The following is a 13,155-nucleotide window of genomic DNA, read 5'->3' as shown; positions in this document are numbered from 1 at the left end:
GGGCGCTGCGGTAGCCGCGGCCTCGATTGCTCAGCACACTCAACGCACGCGGCCCGTGATGAGCATGCCAGGGTTGCGGTGGAAGCCACCCCAGGACCATCCGGCAGCCGAACACCGCACCAGTCGCCGAGGCAGCCAGTAGGTAATCGGGTTCAGCTGCGCAGCGAGAACCGTTGCGGCTCACGACCCGTGCTCAGGAGTGTGTGGCCCTGTGGTGCCGGGAGCGAGCCCATCGCCGGGGTGGGACCCGGATCGTTGGAGAAGGGCGCGGCACAGTTGTGTCCACTGCCCGGACGCGCGCGCGGCGTGGACCTCGGCGATGCGATGGGCGTGAGCAAGGGCCTGCTGAACGTCGTGGCCGGTCGTGGCATCGGCAGCGGTGCCGAGGGTATCCAGCCACTGATCGAACGCGGTGGCAGGCGGGACGGCAGTCACCTGACACTCTCCTTATTGGGTTGTAGCGCAATGGGTTACGTAGAGGGCAGCAACAGTGTCGCCTCGTGGCAGAGCCGGTGCAGTGGTTCCGGTCGTGGGTCGTGAGGGTCGAAGCGGTCGTGGTTCCAGTCCTGGACGTCCTGGTAGCAGGTGCTGCACCAGGGATAGGCGCGACCTTTCTCCCGGACGTCCACGGTGTGCTGGTGGGTCCGGTAGTGGCAGCCGCAATCGTGGTCGGCGTGGCATTCGCGGGTGCCGCCGTCTGGGTGGTTCTGGTCCCACTCGCGCTGCCAGAGGTCCTCGTCATCGAGGACGGGATAGTTTTCCAGGGCCGTGATCACGGCATCGAGTGCATCCAGCGCGCCGGCATCATCGGCGCGGACCACCAGGGTGCGGAGGGTTCCGCCGGGCCACAGGTCGTACCGGTACCCGACCCCGAACGCGGAGGCGGCGTTGATGCGGGACTCGGCGACGTCGAAGTTCGATTCCACGGCGGGGGTATCGCCCCGATCGTCGACGGTCAGCGGTGTGGTGAGCTCGAACCACCGCTGGCAGCTGGCGCGGCGGGTCATCGGACTGCTGTCGCACTCGGCGCCGTGCGCACGCAGCGTGGCAGCCAGCGGTATCGCCTCGGCCACCCGACGTGCACGGCGTGTTCTGGCCCCGGCCATCGCACAAGGTCCTTTCTTGCGGCGTATCGGATCTTGCAGCGGATCGGTCACTCGAGGGATAGCGGTAGCACCGTGCGTGCGGCTGGAAATACGCAGATCACAGCACTTCGAATGGATCGGTGTCGACCAGAATGAGGTGACGGCCGCTGTCCCAGGACACGAAGATCTGGGTTCCCCAGGAATGAGGGAGAACAGCGGTGACGGTGCCCTCCTCACCGATATCCAAGGGCGCGGGGTCGTCCATCGGGCCGGTGATCCGGACCCGGTCACCGACAATCGGTATCTCTGCCATCGGGGCACCGCCTTCGTGCATGCGACGAATCCGTCGCGAGTGTCGGAACTGGTGGTGTGAGAGGGGACAAGTTGCTTCGGTCAGTGGTTAGAAGCCGAAGTGAGGGAGCTGACCGAATGCCTTGACGAGGTATCCCTCCAGATCGGGCAGATCCATCACGACAAAGACCGCGTAGCCGCCCAATTCCATATTGGCGGTTGCGGAGACCTGGCCGCGCAGCGGAGCGGGGCAATGACCTACTTGCCAGGATTCGAACGAGACGCCGGCACCGGCCAGCATCGCCCATGCTTTCGGGCAATACAGCCGCAGGATTTCGGGCCATACCCGCTCGGGGACATCGACCCAACTGTTGGTCACACACGCCACGACCGCCGTCGTGGACGCGTGGCCGGTCAACAAAAATTCCCAGTTCGGGTCGAACTGCTCGGTCGGGCGTTGCCGTTTGTACCGGCCGGTCGCCGGCGGCAACACGGTGCCCGCCTCGGGTTCGGCCGCGCGGTACAGATCCGGTGGTACCGGGATGAACTCGATGGTCATGCTCGATGTCCTGTCCTCGAAGTTCCGTGGAGTAAATGGCTTGTCGCACAGCGTGATTACGGGTATCGACGTTGCGCGGCCGCAGCACGCGCTGATGCGATCCGGTCGACGTGGTAGGCGCGATAGCCGTTGCCATCAGGGATCGGCATCGCGGTGATCCCTCGCGCGTACGAATGAATCGCATCGTGTGAGCGCGCTGGTGGGCGCCGCCGCCTCGTCGACTCGCCGAGGTTCGCTGATTCCGTTGGTGTGCACGGAAATTCACGGTGGCGGTTGTTGGCCTGACTGCAAGCCGGATGCGATCCTCGTGGGCGGCATCAGTTGTCGGTGGGGGGCACGGCCCGTTCGATCACCAGGTGCCGGTAGTGCCATTCGTCCAGGCCGCGATCGGCCACGACGCGCCATCCGTGGCGTTCGAGTACATCGACGGGATCCTCTCCGATCGGAGAGAGCGGATTGGTGTGCACGGTGTAGGCGGCGACGAGTGTGCCGTCGCCGCCTTGGACGGTGATTGCGATGTCGGCGCTATGGCGCGAGGGCACCCCGGCGAGTTCCTCGACGAGCTCCGGATCGGCGAGTTCTTCGCTTGTGGCCCAGACACTCTCGTCGGTGACACACCGTGCCAGGAGTATCGCGTTGTCGGGGATCTGCGGCGTGGTGACGTAGCGCCTGGTTTCGTGCAGGGTCTCGATGAGCAGATCCAGCAACGCCGGAGGGATCGTGGGTTCGCGGAAGTCGCCGGCCAGGACGATCTGGCCGTCCTCGAGCACGACGACGTGGCCGTCTGCGTGTGGCGATCGGCCCCGGACGACCAGTCGGCCGTGCGGGTCGTGATCGGTGGTGATGTGCGATATGGTCTCTCCAGACGCGCCGGGACTCCCCGGTCGAGATGCTCGGTGGTGCCGAGACGGAGGGTCGGGTTCAGTGGGATCGTTGCTGCGCTGAGCGCATCGTGCGGTGAATCTCGTTGTGTGGCAGTCCGATGTCCGATGCTGCGGCGACGAGGTCATCGAGGAGTTTCTGGTTCGCGGCCTCGCGATAGGCGCGGGAGGCCGCCCAGAACAGAGCCTGGTTGCGATGGCCGGGCTGGGCGCGCCGCACGTACCGGACCAGGCCCTCGCCGTCGCGGTCGTGACGGTACAGGTGGGTGGTGTCCGGGAACCGAATCTGCGCTCTGGATCTCAGGTGTTCAGGCAGCGCCTGGATTCGGGTGTCGTTGAGCCATGTGTACACGGCGCCGGAGGGGTGGATGCTCGGCGGAACGACGACGTAGCCGGTGTGAGACTTGATGTCGACCCCGGACGCGTTGCCCAAGCGCCCTCGAATCCGCCCCGGGCAACGGAACCAGAGGTGCCAGCCTCCCCCGCCGGTCACCGCGGTCCATGTTTCCGGAAGCAGCCCGAGAGTGTCGAGGTTGCCACCGGCACGAGGGTCCACATCCAGGACCAGCACGCCCTCGGGTGGCCGGATGCCGATATTGCGCAACGGATAAGCATCCCACCACGCCCGGATGGCGTCGAGGTCGGTGGTGGCATCATTTTTGCCGTGGGCGGTGACCGGCACCTTGCCGCGCCGAGCCAGCGGCAGCACAGCCAGCCCGGCTGAAGCGTAGCCCAGGGCGTGAACGAGCATCGAATCGTCGACAGACAGAAGACGGCCTCCCTTCATCTCCAGATTCCATCCGGCCGTACACTGCGTATTCGCAGGCCGCGCATGTCGACAGCGAGCCGATAACGTTGGCAAGGGGTAGGTCGGAATGACGTTCGGGATTCCGTTAGAGGGGTATCGCAACCAGTGGACTGTGATCGTCCTCGGTGCCGTACGCCTCGGCAACTCGCTGTAGGGCATCGATCTGGCTACTACTCAAGACGTCGAACTGGTCGCCAGTGGTGCCGAAAAGTTCGATACCAGCGCGGGCTGCGAAAACGAGTTCTCCCAGCGACACCACCGATACGCGGTCGACGGGCTCCGTCGTCGATGCGGATTCCGGCCGCGTCCGCGGTGCATCGCACAGGGCGGTGATCCGCGCGTCGGCGCGCTGATCCTGGTCGTGGAGCCAACCCAGAATCGAGTCGAGCACGGTGCGGATGGGTTCGCTGGTGGTGTAGCCCCGATCGTCGCGGGGACCGTTGAAATTCCGATCGTAATCCACACCGTCGAAGGCGACAGTCACGGTGCCCCGAGGGGTGGGGATATCTTTGGTGAAATAGCCGCAAATGCCATCCTCGTCACTGGCATCGTGAAAGTTGATATCGGTCGACACCAGCCCGGCATCATGAAGGGTATGCAGAACGACGTCCATGTCGAATTCGTCATCGATGCGATACTGGTCTTCAACGGTCATATCGACACCACCATAGGTGGACAGGGCCATGAGAATTCTCGGTATCCGCTCATCGAGCAAGTCGGGATAAATCACCGAACTACAATCCTTTTCAGAGAATGCGGGCGAGGCGGCGACAGAATCGGTGACCCCGCACGATGGACGTCGAGACACGGATCAGTGTTCGAGCAAGTGAGTGAATCAGCAGGTGAATCGCTCCCGTAGGGGTTGAGTGGTTGATGCCCCAGGTGTGCAGCGCGGCAGCAAGGCCGCATGCTGCGCTCGGGGTCAGGTCGATTCCGGCCGTGGGATCCTCGGGATTTCCCACCAGCAGCAGGAGCAGGCCATCATCGACATCGCTCAGCTCGAGATAGAACCCGTCGTCGTCGACGAGCCGATCGCGCCCATTGATCTGGACGATGTTCACTGTTACATCCGTTCTGGTCTCGAGGTTCGTCGAGTGCGGCGGTGCCATGCGGACATCAGGGGAATACAACGGCTCCGTAACGCGGGCCCGGCGCGATGTCGGCCAGCGCCCGCTCCGCGGTCGCGGCGGTATCCCGCCGAGCTATAGCCTTGTCGCCCAACGCAATCGCATATGTGCGGCGGCCCTCGAGATGGATGTTGTCGTATGTCATCCGGATCTCCCCGGGCGATCCGGAGACGGGAGTCGCCGGGTCGCGACCGCCAGCCGTCGGCGCGTCATCGTCTCGAGTTCATCGATCCGGGAGCCGACGCTGTGCTCGTAATAATCGAGATCGTCGGTGACGCCGTCGATTTGCGGGAGTCCCGCCATACGCCACATCCGCAGGTAGAGCCCGACCGCGGCGGCACGGAAGGGCGCTGCCAGGCTCGTCACCGAGCACACTGCACAGACCTCCGCCGCGGTTCCGGGACGGGTGTCGGTTCCGGCCGCGACACGGGTGAGGATCTCACGGCAGTGGGACCGGTAGAGATCGGTGTTGCGCATCAACGGATGCGTAGGGCCCAACAGGTCGATGCCGGCGATCAGAATATCGGCGTCCTGCGGGTAGTGCGTGATCGCCGCCGCGATTTCCTGGAGAACAATCGCATGGTGGGCCGGGAGAACCGACTCCAGGGCCGCGGCCCATGCGTGGTCGGAATCCATCAATTCGACGGCCGATGATTTCTTATCCACCCCGGGTCCCTTTCCAGTTGGCTCGACATCCGGCATGGCGCACACCCGCATGTGGGGTGTGCGCCGGAAATAGGGGGCTAGAGGTGGGCGGGGCGCCGGGCGTGGAGGAATACGCTGTTGGCTTCGGTGCCGGATGTGGCGAATGTCCGGGCGGGCAGTTCCTCACAGCCGCCGTGCGCGGTGATGAATTCGCGCATCGCCTGGTATTTGCGCTCGGGTCGCCAGGTGTAGCTGCCGTGTGCGATCGCCAGGAGCTGGCCACCGGGGACCAGCAGGTCCCAGGCGGTGTAGAGGTGTTCCATCCACACCGTCGGCCGATTCGGCAGCGCGAAAGGCGGATTCATCACCACCGCGGCGAACGGCCCGGGTGCGGTCGCGGCGAACGACTCGAAGCTGGACACCACCACGCTCACCCGCGGGTCGGAAGCGATCTTGGCGGCGCGTTCGGGATTGGGCTCCACGGCTGTGACGTGCACGTCCGGATTGGCGTGCAAGATCGCTCGCACCAACGCCCCCTCGCCGGCGGAGGGCTCGAGGACGCGGGCCCCGGCTTCGAGATCGGCGATGCCGGAGTGTTCGCCCGCGACCATATGTGTGGCCAACGGCTCGGGTGTGGCGTAGTACGCCTCCAGGATCTTGCCCACGGTGTTGGGGGTTGTACCGCTGGCCACGGCTGCCGCGATGACTTCGGCGGGATCACTGGAGAAAATGTGGGCCCGTTCTCGGCGGTTCCACTTGCCGCCCATGGTATGGAGGACCCGGTCGACTTTCTTGTACTCGGACTGCGTGAGCTGCGTCTGGAGAAACAATTTGTTTCCCTCGGTACGCGATTCAGCAAGAATTTCCCGCACGAACTCGGGCACGGGCACTGATGTTCTTACGGCCATTGACGACCGCCTTTCCAACTATGAAGAGTGACGGAATGGTCTGCACGCAATTCGGTTGCCCCGGGACTTTCCACCGAGCGCACACCGACGCCAGGTGGGGGCAGTGCAGACCCCGGCTTCAGCGCCGCTGGGGGGAGTGAGTCGACGAACGTGGGGAATCAGCCGCGCGGAATTCAGGCCGGCGGCGAGGCGAATGGGCTTGACTGCCATCGCGATAGCCGTACGTCCGCAGGATGCCGGATAGTGCCGATCGCGTGTTGCGTCGTCGTCTACGGTGCCAGCCAATCGATGGTGCGACCGATCCTGACGGCGTTCATGTGCTGAAGCTGTCGATACGAGAGGAGCGAGGTTCGGGCTGGGGATGCGTGGGTGACAGAGCGTGGTTCGTGTAACGGTGAGAGCTTCGGCAGCGGCCAGCGCTCGGGGTGGGCGTTGCCGTGTTCGAAGATGTGCCCCTCGGGCAGGGCGATCCGAATCGGGATGCCGACGCGCGCCTGGCCGGTGACCAGGAAGACACCTCCCGGGAGGTTGTGGATCTGGTCCCTGGACGCTGCGGTGAGTTCTCGGTAGACGGTGCCGAGCGCCATGAAGCGGCCGATATAGGTCGTGGACTCGGCGGTGCCGATCGAGGTGTACACCGGGAACGGGTCAGTGACCAGGTGATAGGTCGAGGTGAGTGCCGGGCCGAGGTTGTTGCTCATGTTCTGGAAATCCTTCGACGAGTGGCTTTCATGCGGCCCAGTTCTCGACGACGTCGATGCGGGGTTGTCTGGCCGCGAGGTCGATCACCTCGGCCATCGACAGTTTGTGTTGGAAGCGATGCCCGATTCGGGCCTCGAGTCGCGCGATCTCGGCGACATGGTCGGGGCGTAGCTGGGCGGCGAGGATGAGCGCGGATTTCGACGAGAGCACGCACGCCGAGCAGCTCAGGCGCGGCATTCCCCAGCCGTAGGCGGGGTGTGGGCGAGTTCCGGCTTCTGCCACGAGTTCCCAGATTTGTTCGGTCGTGAGATCGTGGACCGGCAGCCAGGTGTCGACGTGTCGGCGGGTGTTGGATGCGCCGTGGCCGACCTTGAGGTGATCGGGCACTTTCTCTTTCCGGGCGGTGTATTCGGCGGCGGCGGCGCGTTTGTGGTGGCACGGCAGACACGGACAGGTCTGGCTGCTGTCGTGGGAATACGGCACGAGGCGGCCGCGGGCCGGGGATTCCTGGGCTCTCATGCCCATCACCGACAGGACCCGTACCTGGTTCAGCCCGAATCGTTTGCGTGCCTGCTCGACGAGGGCGGTCAGGACGACCCGGATCGGCCCACGCTTGTGGTCACTGGTACTTCTCTGCACCAGATGTGCATCACCGTGGCGGACGAGTGGCTCAGCCCGCGAAGTCGTGATTTGAGTTGTTCAGAGCCCTATTGGCGTGCCGCCGCCGCGCCTCTTCGGAGATGTTCACGGATGCAGACAGGATGGGCTCTGGCAAAGTTCGCGCTTCAGTTGGTGACGGTCCGTCACTTGGGGATGTTCCTGGCCGATCCGTTGGCTGTGCCTACGGAGGTGGTCGCCTACGTCGCTGAACAGCTCGACATCGCCGATCCGGCGTGTGTGAAGGGCTATGTGGATCGGGAGAAGACCAGGCTCGAACATGCCTGGTTCACGATGGCGGCTGGTCGGCGCTGGCACTTACGGCTTTGTGCATCTGCGCGTGGGCGAGGTCTGCGGTAGTGGCGGGGTTGACCACCAGCAATCGAAGGCGCCGATCGTGCGGGCCGAAGACATCCATCACCTGGGGTGGCTGGTCCGGAAGCGGTCCGGTGACCTCGATCCCGTCGGGAGCGTCGATGCGGCGTTGAGAAAGGCTCAGCGCATTCCAGTCGAAGCTGATCCGGGCAGTCGGGCCCAGTCGCGGGGTGAGGGCGGTGACCAGGTCGTGCAGTTCGCTGGTGAGGTTGTCGGTTCTGGGCCACCAGACGCCGTCGACGCCACCGGATTCCTCGTCACGCTCGCGCAGCAGCAGCCGCGGTGTGCGGGTCGGTGTGTCGAATGGTTGCCCACCCTCGGCGCTGGCCTGGAATCGGCCCAGGCCGCGGTCGGCGGCGCCGCCGCTCTGCGGCGGGTTCTGTGTCATATCAGGCCTCCCGCACGGGATGGGGATCGGGCGGCCGATGCGCGTCGGTTTGCCGGGTGCATCGGCGCGGGGTGGCCGCCTTCGTCGTCCCAGCGGCGCAACGCGGCCTCGTTCTGGGTGTGGTCGAGGCTGCGCCGAGTGTCGGCGGCCAGGAGTTCGTCGGCGGTGAGTTCATTGCCCGGTCGGGACGCGGCCCACAGCAACGTCTGGGCGGGGGCGTTCTGGGTGTGGGCGGGGATCACCAACAGGACCAGGCGGGTGCGGTCCAGGCCCAGGACACAGAGAGTGTGGGCGGACAGGTGCCGGTATCCGTCCAGGCGAACCGAACGCCCGCCGATCATCGTGCGCCTCGGGGCCAGCTGCCAGGCGTCCATGTTGTACATGATTCGGTCGAGATTGCCTGCCCGCCCGGCCAGCAGCGCCTCCAGATCGGACAATTCGGCGACCAAGTCGCTCGTGCGGGGCCACCAAGCCCCATCCACCGCCCCCGGGCGCGGTGCTCGCGGTGTCGGTAACCGCCGTGACGCCGGCGGCGGGCCGCTGCGGAGGGTAAAGCGTGAAGAGCGATCCAGCAGGATCGGCTCGTGTTGTCGCGTCATCACGACGCTCCTGACCGGGGCCGCGTGGCAGCCCCTGTACATTCGCCGGGCGACGACCAGACCACGGGTGGTCTCGTACGAAAAGCCCCCGACACCTTCATCCTACCCACCGGGTACACACCGGCCCGACGTGCACGCATGCACAGTGACCTGCGCTCTTTCCCGAGTCGTCATTGTCGGTGTCGGCGGTGTTGTGGTCGGAGGTTGCTGCCGTTCACGGTAGATGGGGAGGACACTCGAGAGATGGAAGGCGACAATCGTCGGCGCCCGTGCCCGTCCGGTCACCTCGCCGAACCCGCCGACACCTGTGCACAGCCGGATACCGCCACGATCTGCCGGTGTTCAGGAGGGGCCCGGTACTGGTCAGTGACCCTGATCGCCCGCGCGTGGGATCTCGGGTACGCGGCCGGCTGGCGGCTGGTGCGGGCCGTGCCGCAGCGCTGGGCGATGCGATCGTTCGAGGTCGCGGCCGATCGCGCGGCCCGGGGAGGCGGACCGGTTCAGCTACGCCGAAATCTGGCCCGGGTGCTGTCCACCACCCCGGAGCGGGTTCCCGACGAACTGGTGCGCGCGAGCCTGCGCTCCTACGCCCGCTACTGGTGTGAGGCGTTCCGGCTGCCGTCGATGGATCCGGTGCGGCTCGCGGAGACCATCGACTCCGCGGCCACCGGGTTCGAACACATCCACGAGGCAGTCCAGGGCGGGCGCGGCGCGGTGCTGGCGCTTCCGCACAGCGGCAACTGGGACCTGGCGGGAGTGTGGCTGGTACAGCGGGTCGGCACGCCGACCGTCGTCGCCGAGCGGCTGCAACCGGAATCATTGTTTCAGCGCTTCGTCCGGTTCCGTGAACGTCTGGGATTCGAGATCGTCCCGCTCACCGGTGGCGAGGTACCACCGTTCGAGCAGCTGAGCGCACGGCTGCGGCAGGGACGGATCGTGGGGCTGCTCGGTGAGCGCGATGTGACCGGTGCGGGTATGCCGACCATTTTTTCGGCGAACCGGCGCGCATGCCGACCGGTCCGGCCCGGCTGGCGATCGACACCGGTGCACCATTGCTACCGGTGCATTGCTGGTTCACCCCCGGCGGCTGGGGATTCCACGTCGACGCGCCGATCGACACCACCGGCGGCGTGCAGCCCACGACTCAGGCACTGGCCGACCGGTTCGCCGCCGGAATCGCCGCGCACCCCGCCGACTGGCACATGCTGCAACCGCTGTGGACCGCCGACCAGCTCATCCGTGAGCAGGCACGCAGTAATCCGCACCACTGATGGCCACCTCCAGGGCGTAAGCTCGACAGTATCCGGCGGCAACACGCGCGCTGACCAGCAGAGGTTGCGTCGTCACCGGATTCGACGATCCGGCCTTTCGGCAAGGCCGCGACAGGAGCGTCCGATGACGCCATCACCGCTACCCCCGCCGCCGCGAGTTCTCGACTCGACCTCGCGACTTCATCTTCATCCGGATCCGAAGGACTACATCGACGCTACCTGGTGGCCACGATCGAGCGACCTCGTCGCCGAGCTCCCCGATCTGCTCACCGCGTTCGAGTTACGGACCGGGCCGATATCGCGCGTGGTGTATGACCCGACCGTCTGGTCACCCGTCGGTTCGCATCTACTCATGGACGACCGCGCCATCCCACTCGATCCGTACCCGTTCGAGCTGTTCAACACCATTTACGTGTACGGAACCAACGGCACCGTGATCGTGCTGCAGGTCGTCCACCCGAGCACCGACCCCGCGCCCCGAGCAACCGGCGAACCCTCCCGATCTACATCACCAAACACGATGTGCGGAAATCACGAACCCCGCACCATCACCAACCACGCCGCGATGGGCACCTGCGCCGATCAGTGACCACACCGCCGACGCGCAGCCAGGTCGCTGTCGGCGCGATAACGCCGTAGCCCCTCGTCGGACACCCTCGCGCACTTGCCGAGACTACGCACCGACGCGTGCCCCGACAGCTTCATCAACACCGGCGTCGACGCGCCCTTCCTGCCTGGCGTGCGTTAACCGGGAATGCCGCAATTGGTGCAGCGTGTACGGGCCGTCGTCGAAACACTCGGTGTAGGCCTCGAACAGCTCGGCCGCGCGGCGGTAGGGCAACCGTGCCCGCCCCGTCGCCCGGTCGACGTCGTTGCGGACCACCGAAGCACGGGCCTTGCGGTCGGTGAGGAACAGCGGACCGGATTTGCGGCCGGCCAGCATCCGCGGCAACAACCGGGCGGTGCCGGTCTGCCACGCAATGACGCGCCCCGCCCTTGCGGGTCACCACCGCACACCGATTCGCCGGATCGAGATCCGCCACGTCCAACATCAGCATCTCCTCGGCGCGCGCCGAGGACTCGTACAGCATGTGTCACAACACCCGCTCCCGCAGCGGCGCATCCGATCCCAGGATCTCCGCGCCCCGATCCTCGGCCCCCGATATCCCGGTCCTGCGCGCCGAAACCCCGCGTGTTCGGCATCACCACGCTCGCCGCCCACGCACCGAAAGTATTGTCCGCGTTACGATCCGCCCGCCACGAAGCCCGCGCGAAAGCTTGGCGCGCCGCCGGTGGCCATGCGCCGGACCGTGCGATCATCGCGGCGAACCCGCTGATCATTGATCTCGATGCGACCATCGTCCTCGCGAGTTGGACCAGGAGAACTTCGCACTCATCGAGCCCCAGAAGCGGGTTTGCGACCGCCTGATCGGCATCAGCGAACTGCGGCCGGGCCAGCTCGTGGAGATCGAAGCCAACTGCAGCATGGTCACACCTGGACGGTGCTTGATCAAGGATGTGGTCGTAACGTATCGGCGCAGAGACGGCCTGGTAGGGCGCCACATAGATCGCCGACTCTTCGGGCAGACCTTCGCGCCACTGGCGCTCGGCAGCAACTACAACCGGGCCGGAAACCTTGCCGATTACGGCTGGCAGGCATCGTCAAGCCCCGTTGCCCAGCCAATATAGGGTCTCTGGTCTCTATGGGCCCCGATCGAAACTGCGAAAATGAGGTTCGAGATCGAACATGTTGGGGTCACATGGATAAGGACCGTGATACCGGATTCGTGCCCAGAGGAGGGCACGGCGGCATTGCGCGGCTGCAGTCGAAGGCTGACGCGCGACTTGGTCTGCTGGCTGCGGGAATGCGTGAGTACGGGATCTTCGTGCTCGATACGGCCGGCCGTGTGCAGAGCTGGGATAACGGGGCAGAACTCATCACGGGCTATCGCGGCGGGGACATCATCGGGAGACATTTCTCGGTGTTTGCCCCGGCGGAACCCGGCACTGCCGACCACGCGGACTGGGACCTGGCTCAGGCCGCCGAGTTCGGCAGGCATGTGGACGCGGGCTGGTGCGTGCGTCGCGACGGCACCCGGTTCTGGGCCCATGTCGTGATCACTGCGCAGAAGTCGCTGGAGGGCAGCGTGCAGGGTTTCATCCAGGTCACCCGTGATGAGACCGAAGCCGGTATCCGGCAGCAGCGGTCGAGTCGGCGGTTCACCGACCTGTTCGACCTCGTCCCGGCCGGTATTGCGTTGTTCGACGAAGCCGGGCAAGTGCTGGACGCCAACGAGGCGCTGTGTGGCCTGCTGGGTTACCGGCTGCCTGAACTCGACGCCATGCCCGCGGCAAGCCTGCTGCATCCCGACGATCGTGGTCCGAGCCTCATCACGGATGCGGCAGCGGCGGAGGCGACGTTGAACCAATCCCGCGTGCACCAGCGGACGCTGCTGCGCTCGGATGGCCAGCCGGTGCCCTGTGATGTGCACAGCGCGGTGTCGGTGGCCGACGACGGAACGCGGTTCTGGGTGATGGTGTTCCAAGACAATGGGACGCAGCTGTGTCGCCGAGGGCGTGGAAACCACCGGCCAGTTCCAGGCCCTCGAACGACTCGGAATCGACCTCTACCAGGGCTGGCTGTTCTCCCACCCGCTCCCAGCCCGCCAGCTCCGCACCTTCCTCGAAAACCCAAGGGGATAACACACACAACTCCCGGCTGATGCACCGGCTCGGTCGCCGACCAGCGGTCGAGTACGAAGCCGACGACCATTCGACCTGCTCCGAACGACCGGCTCGAGATAGATAACCAGGCGTACACAAAAACCCTGGCGATTCACTACCGTATGAGCACTGTGC

General features: G+C 65.6%; 20 protein-coding genes and 1 pseudogene. 5 read left to right on the top strand and 16 right to left on the bottom strand.

Annotation, left to right across the window (positions count from 1 at the left end; genetic code table 11):
• Positions 1-180: 180 nt before the first annotated feature.
• The 13 genes from NM2_RS48755 to NM2_RS07095 all read right to left on the bottom strand — a co-directional run bounded on the left by NM2_RS48755 (position 181) and on the right by NM2_RS07095 (position 7,645).
• On the bottom strand, positions 181-435 hold the full coding sequence (locus tag NM2_RS48755) for a hypothetical protein (protein WP_157120932.1): 255 nt from the start codon (positions 433-435) through the stop codon (positions 181-183).
• 35 nt (positions 436-470) lie between these two features.
• Positions 471-1,106 carry a hypothetical protein gene (locus tag NM2_RS07145; RefSeq protein ID WP_067665604.1) on the bottom strand — a complete coding sequence of 212 codons (636 nt, stop codon included), beginning with the start codon at positions 1,104-1,106 and terminating at the stop codon, positions 471-473.
• Between the two features lie 97 nt (positions 1,107-1,203).
• A complete protein-coding gene (locus NM2_RS07140) occupies positions 1,204-1,398 on the bottom strand; it encodes a DUF4314 domain-containing protein (protein ID WP_169816119.1) in 195 nt (64 codons plus the stop codon).
• Positions 1,399-1,485: 87 nt separating this feature from the next.
• Positions 1,486-1,935, bottom strand: coding sequence for a hypothetical protein (locus NM2_RS07135; RefSeq protein WP_067665598.1), 450 nt, complete (start codon positions 1,933-1,935; stop codon positions 1,486-1,488).
• 317 nt (positions 1,936-2,252) lie between these two features.
• On the bottom strand, positions 2,253-2,705 hold the full coding sequence (locus NM2_RS07130) for a hypothetical protein (protein ID WP_067665595.1): 453 nt from the start codon (positions 2,703-2,705) through the stop codon (positions 2,253-2,255).
• Between the two features lie 151 nt (positions 2,706-2,856).
• Positions 2,857-3,567 (bottom strand): bifunctional DNA primase/polymerase, encoded by a 711-nt coding sequence (locus tag NM2_RS07125; protein WP_169816118.1) that lies wholly within the window; start codon positions 3,565-3,567, stop codon positions 2,857-2,859.
• 142 nt (positions 3,568-3,709) lie between these two features.
• On the bottom strand, positions 3,710-4,354 hold the full coding sequence (locus tag NM2_RS07120) for a hypothetical protein (protein WP_157120931.1): 645 nt from the start codon (positions 4,352-4,354) through the stop codon (positions 3,710-3,712).
• Between the two features lie 16 nt (positions 4,355-4,370).
• Positions 4,371-4,685: a hypothetical protein gene (locus NM2_RS07115; RefSeq protein ID WP_067665590.1), complete on the bottom strand. Its 315-nt coding sequence runs from the start codon at positions 4,683-4,685 to the stop codon at positions 4,371-4,373.
• Positions 4,686-4,740: 55 nt separating this feature from the next.
• Complete coding sequence (locus tag NM2_RS48750) at positions 4,741-4,896, bottom strand: hypothetical protein (RefSeq protein ID WP_157120930.1); 156 nt, start codon at positions 4,894-4,896, stop codon at positions 4,741-4,743.
• A complete protein-coding gene (locus NM2_RS07110; protein WP_067665587.1) occupies positions 4,893-5,417 on the bottom strand; it encodes a hypothetical protein in 525 nt (174 codons plus the stop codon). Before NM2_RS07110 ends, NM2_RS48750 begins: the two co-directional genes overlap by 4 nt.
• Before the next feature lie 77 nt (positions 5,418-5,494).
• Positions 5,495-6,226, bottom strand: a complete 732-nt coding sequence (locus tag NM2_RS07105; RefSeq protein WP_169816117.1) for a methyltransferase — start codon at positions 6,224-6,226, stop codon at positions 5,495-5,497.
• 347 nt (positions 6,227-6,573) lie between these two features.
• Positions 6,574-7,005, bottom strand: coding sequence for a hypothetical protein (locus NM2_RS07100; RefSeq protein ID WP_067665579.1), 432 nt, complete (start codon positions 7,003-7,005; stop codon positions 6,574-6,576).
• A gap of 28 nt (positions 7,006-7,033) precedes the next feature.
• Positions 7,034-7,645 (bottom strand): phosphoadenosine phosphosulfate reductase family protein, encoded by a 612-nt coding sequence (locus NM2_RS07095; protein ID WP_067665576.1) that lies wholly within the window; start codon positions 7,643-7,645, stop codon positions 7,034-7,036.
• Between the two features lie 3 nt (positions 7,646-7,648).
• Here NM2_RS07095 and NM2_RS51410 point away from each other — a divergent pair, with 3 nt between their 5' ends.
• Positions 7,649-8,023, top strand: a complete 375-nt coding sequence (locus NM2_RS51410; RefSeq protein WP_369690307.1) for a DUF4158 domain-containing protein — start codon at positions 7,649-7,651, stop codon at positions 8,021-8,023.
• Here NM2_RS51410 and NM2_RS07090 read toward each other — a convergent pair.
• Both NM2_RS07090 and NM2_RS07085 read right to left on the bottom strand, forming a co-directional pair.
• A complete protein-coding gene (locus NM2_RS07090; RefSeq protein ID WP_067665572.1) occupies positions 7,953-8,426 on the bottom strand; it encodes a DUF5994 family protein in 474 nt (157 codons plus the stop codon). The two genes, NM2_RS51410 and NM2_RS07090, sit on opposite strands and share 71 nt — an antisense overlap.
• Positions 8,423-9,025 carry a DUF5994 family protein gene (locus NM2_RS07085; protein ID WP_245717882.1) on the bottom strand — a complete coding sequence of 201 codons (603 nt, stop codon included), beginning with the start codon at positions 9,023-9,025 and terminating at the stop codon, positions 8,423-8,425. Before NM2_RS07085 ends, NM2_RS07090 begins: the two co-directional genes overlap by 4 nt.
• Before the next feature lie 366 nt (positions 9,026-9,391).
• Between NM2_RS07085 and NM2_RS07080 the strand changes: the two are divergent.
• A pseudogene (locus tag NM2_RS07080) lies at positions 9,392-10,296 on the top strand (phosphatidylinositol mannoside acyltransferase).
• A 124-nt stretch (positions 10,297-10,420) separates the two neighbouring features.
• Complete coding sequence (locus NM2_RS07075; RefSeq protein WP_067665566.1) at positions 10,421-10,885, top strand: DUF5994 family protein; 465 nt, start codon at positions 10,421-10,423, stop codon at positions 10,883-10,885.
• Between the two features lie 84 nt (positions 10,886-10,969).
• Here the strand turns inward: NM2_RS07075 and NM2_RS51405 are convergent, their stop codons facing one another.
• A complete protein-coding gene (locus tag NM2_RS51405; protein WP_245717881.1) occupies positions 10,970-11,248 on the bottom strand; it encodes a hypothetical protein in 279 nt (92 codons plus the stop codon).
• Between the two features lie 419 nt (positions 11,249-11,667).
• Here NM2_RS51405 and NM2_RS07065 point away from each other — a divergent pair, with 419 nt between their 5' ends.
• Together NM2_RS07065 and NM2_RS07060 are read left to right on the top strand one after the other, a co-directional pair.
• A complete protein-coding gene (locus tag NM2_RS07065) occupies positions 11,668-11,985 on the top strand; it encodes a hypothetical protein (RefSeq protein WP_067665563.1) in 318 nt (105 codons plus the stop codon).
• Positions 11,986-11,999: 14 nt separating this feature from the next.
• Positions 12,000-13,019, top strand: a complete 1,020-nt coding sequence (locus NM2_RS07060; protein WP_218025867.1) for a PAS domain-containing protein — start codon at positions 12,000-12,002, stop codon at positions 13,017-13,019.
• Positions 13,020-13,155: the final 136 nt, after the last annotated feature.

Source organism: Nocardia miyunensis NBRC 108239 (genome assembly GCF_001613065.1).
In the GTDB taxonomy this organism is placed as follows: domain Bacteria; phylum Actinomycetota; class Actinomycetes; order Mycobacteriales; family Mycobacteriaceae; genus Nocardia; species Nocardia miyunensis.
This window is presented reverse-complemented; position numbering and strand designations above follow the sequence as displayed.

Bases quoted from the DNA above. Each gene is read 5' to 3' on its own strand.
- NM2_RS07145 (WP_067665604.1), bottom strand. From the start codon at position 1,106: ATGGCCGGGGCCAGAACACGCCGTGCACGTCGGGTGGCCGAGGCGATA.
- NM2_RS07085 (WP_245717882.1), bottom strand. From the start codon at position 9,025: ATGACGCGACAACACGAGCCGATCCTGCTGGATCGCTCTTCACGCTTT.
- NM2_RS07135 (WP_067665598.1), bottom strand. From the start codon at position 1,935: ATGACCATCGAGTTCATCCCGGTACCACCGGATCTGTACCGCGCGGCC.
- NM2_RS51410 (WP_369690307.1), top strand. From the start codon at position 7,649: ATGTGCATCACCGTGGCGGACGAGTGGCTCAGCCCGCGAAGTCGTGAT.
- NM2_RS07140 (WP_169816119.1), bottom strand. From the start codon at position 1,398: ATGGCAGAGATACCGATTGTCGGTGACCGGGTCCGGATCACCGGCCCG.
- NM2_RS07125 (WP_169816118.1), bottom strand. From the start codon at position 3,567: ATGCTCGTTCACGCCCTGGGCTACGCTTCAGCCGGGCTGGCTGTGCTG.
- NM2_RS07060 (WP_218025867.1), top strand. From the start codon at position 12,000: ATGGGCCCCGATCGAAACTGCGAAAATGAGGTTCGAGATCGAACATGT.
- NM2_RS07075 (WP_067665566.1), top strand. From the start codon at position 10,421: ATGACGCCATCACCGCTACCCCCGCCGCCGCGAGTTCTCGACTCGACC.
- NM2_RS48750 (WP_157120930.1), bottom strand. From the start codon at position 4,896: ATGACATACGACAACATCCATCTCGAGGGCCGCCGCACATATGCGATT.
- NM2_RS07100 (WP_067665579.1), bottom strand. From the start codon at position 7,005: ATGAGCAACAACCTCGGCCCGGCACTCACCTCGACCTATCACCTGGTC.
- NM2_RS07090 (WP_067665572.1), bottom strand. From the start codon at position 8,426: ATGACACAGAACCCGCCGCAGAGCGGCGGCGCCGCCGACCGCGGCCTG.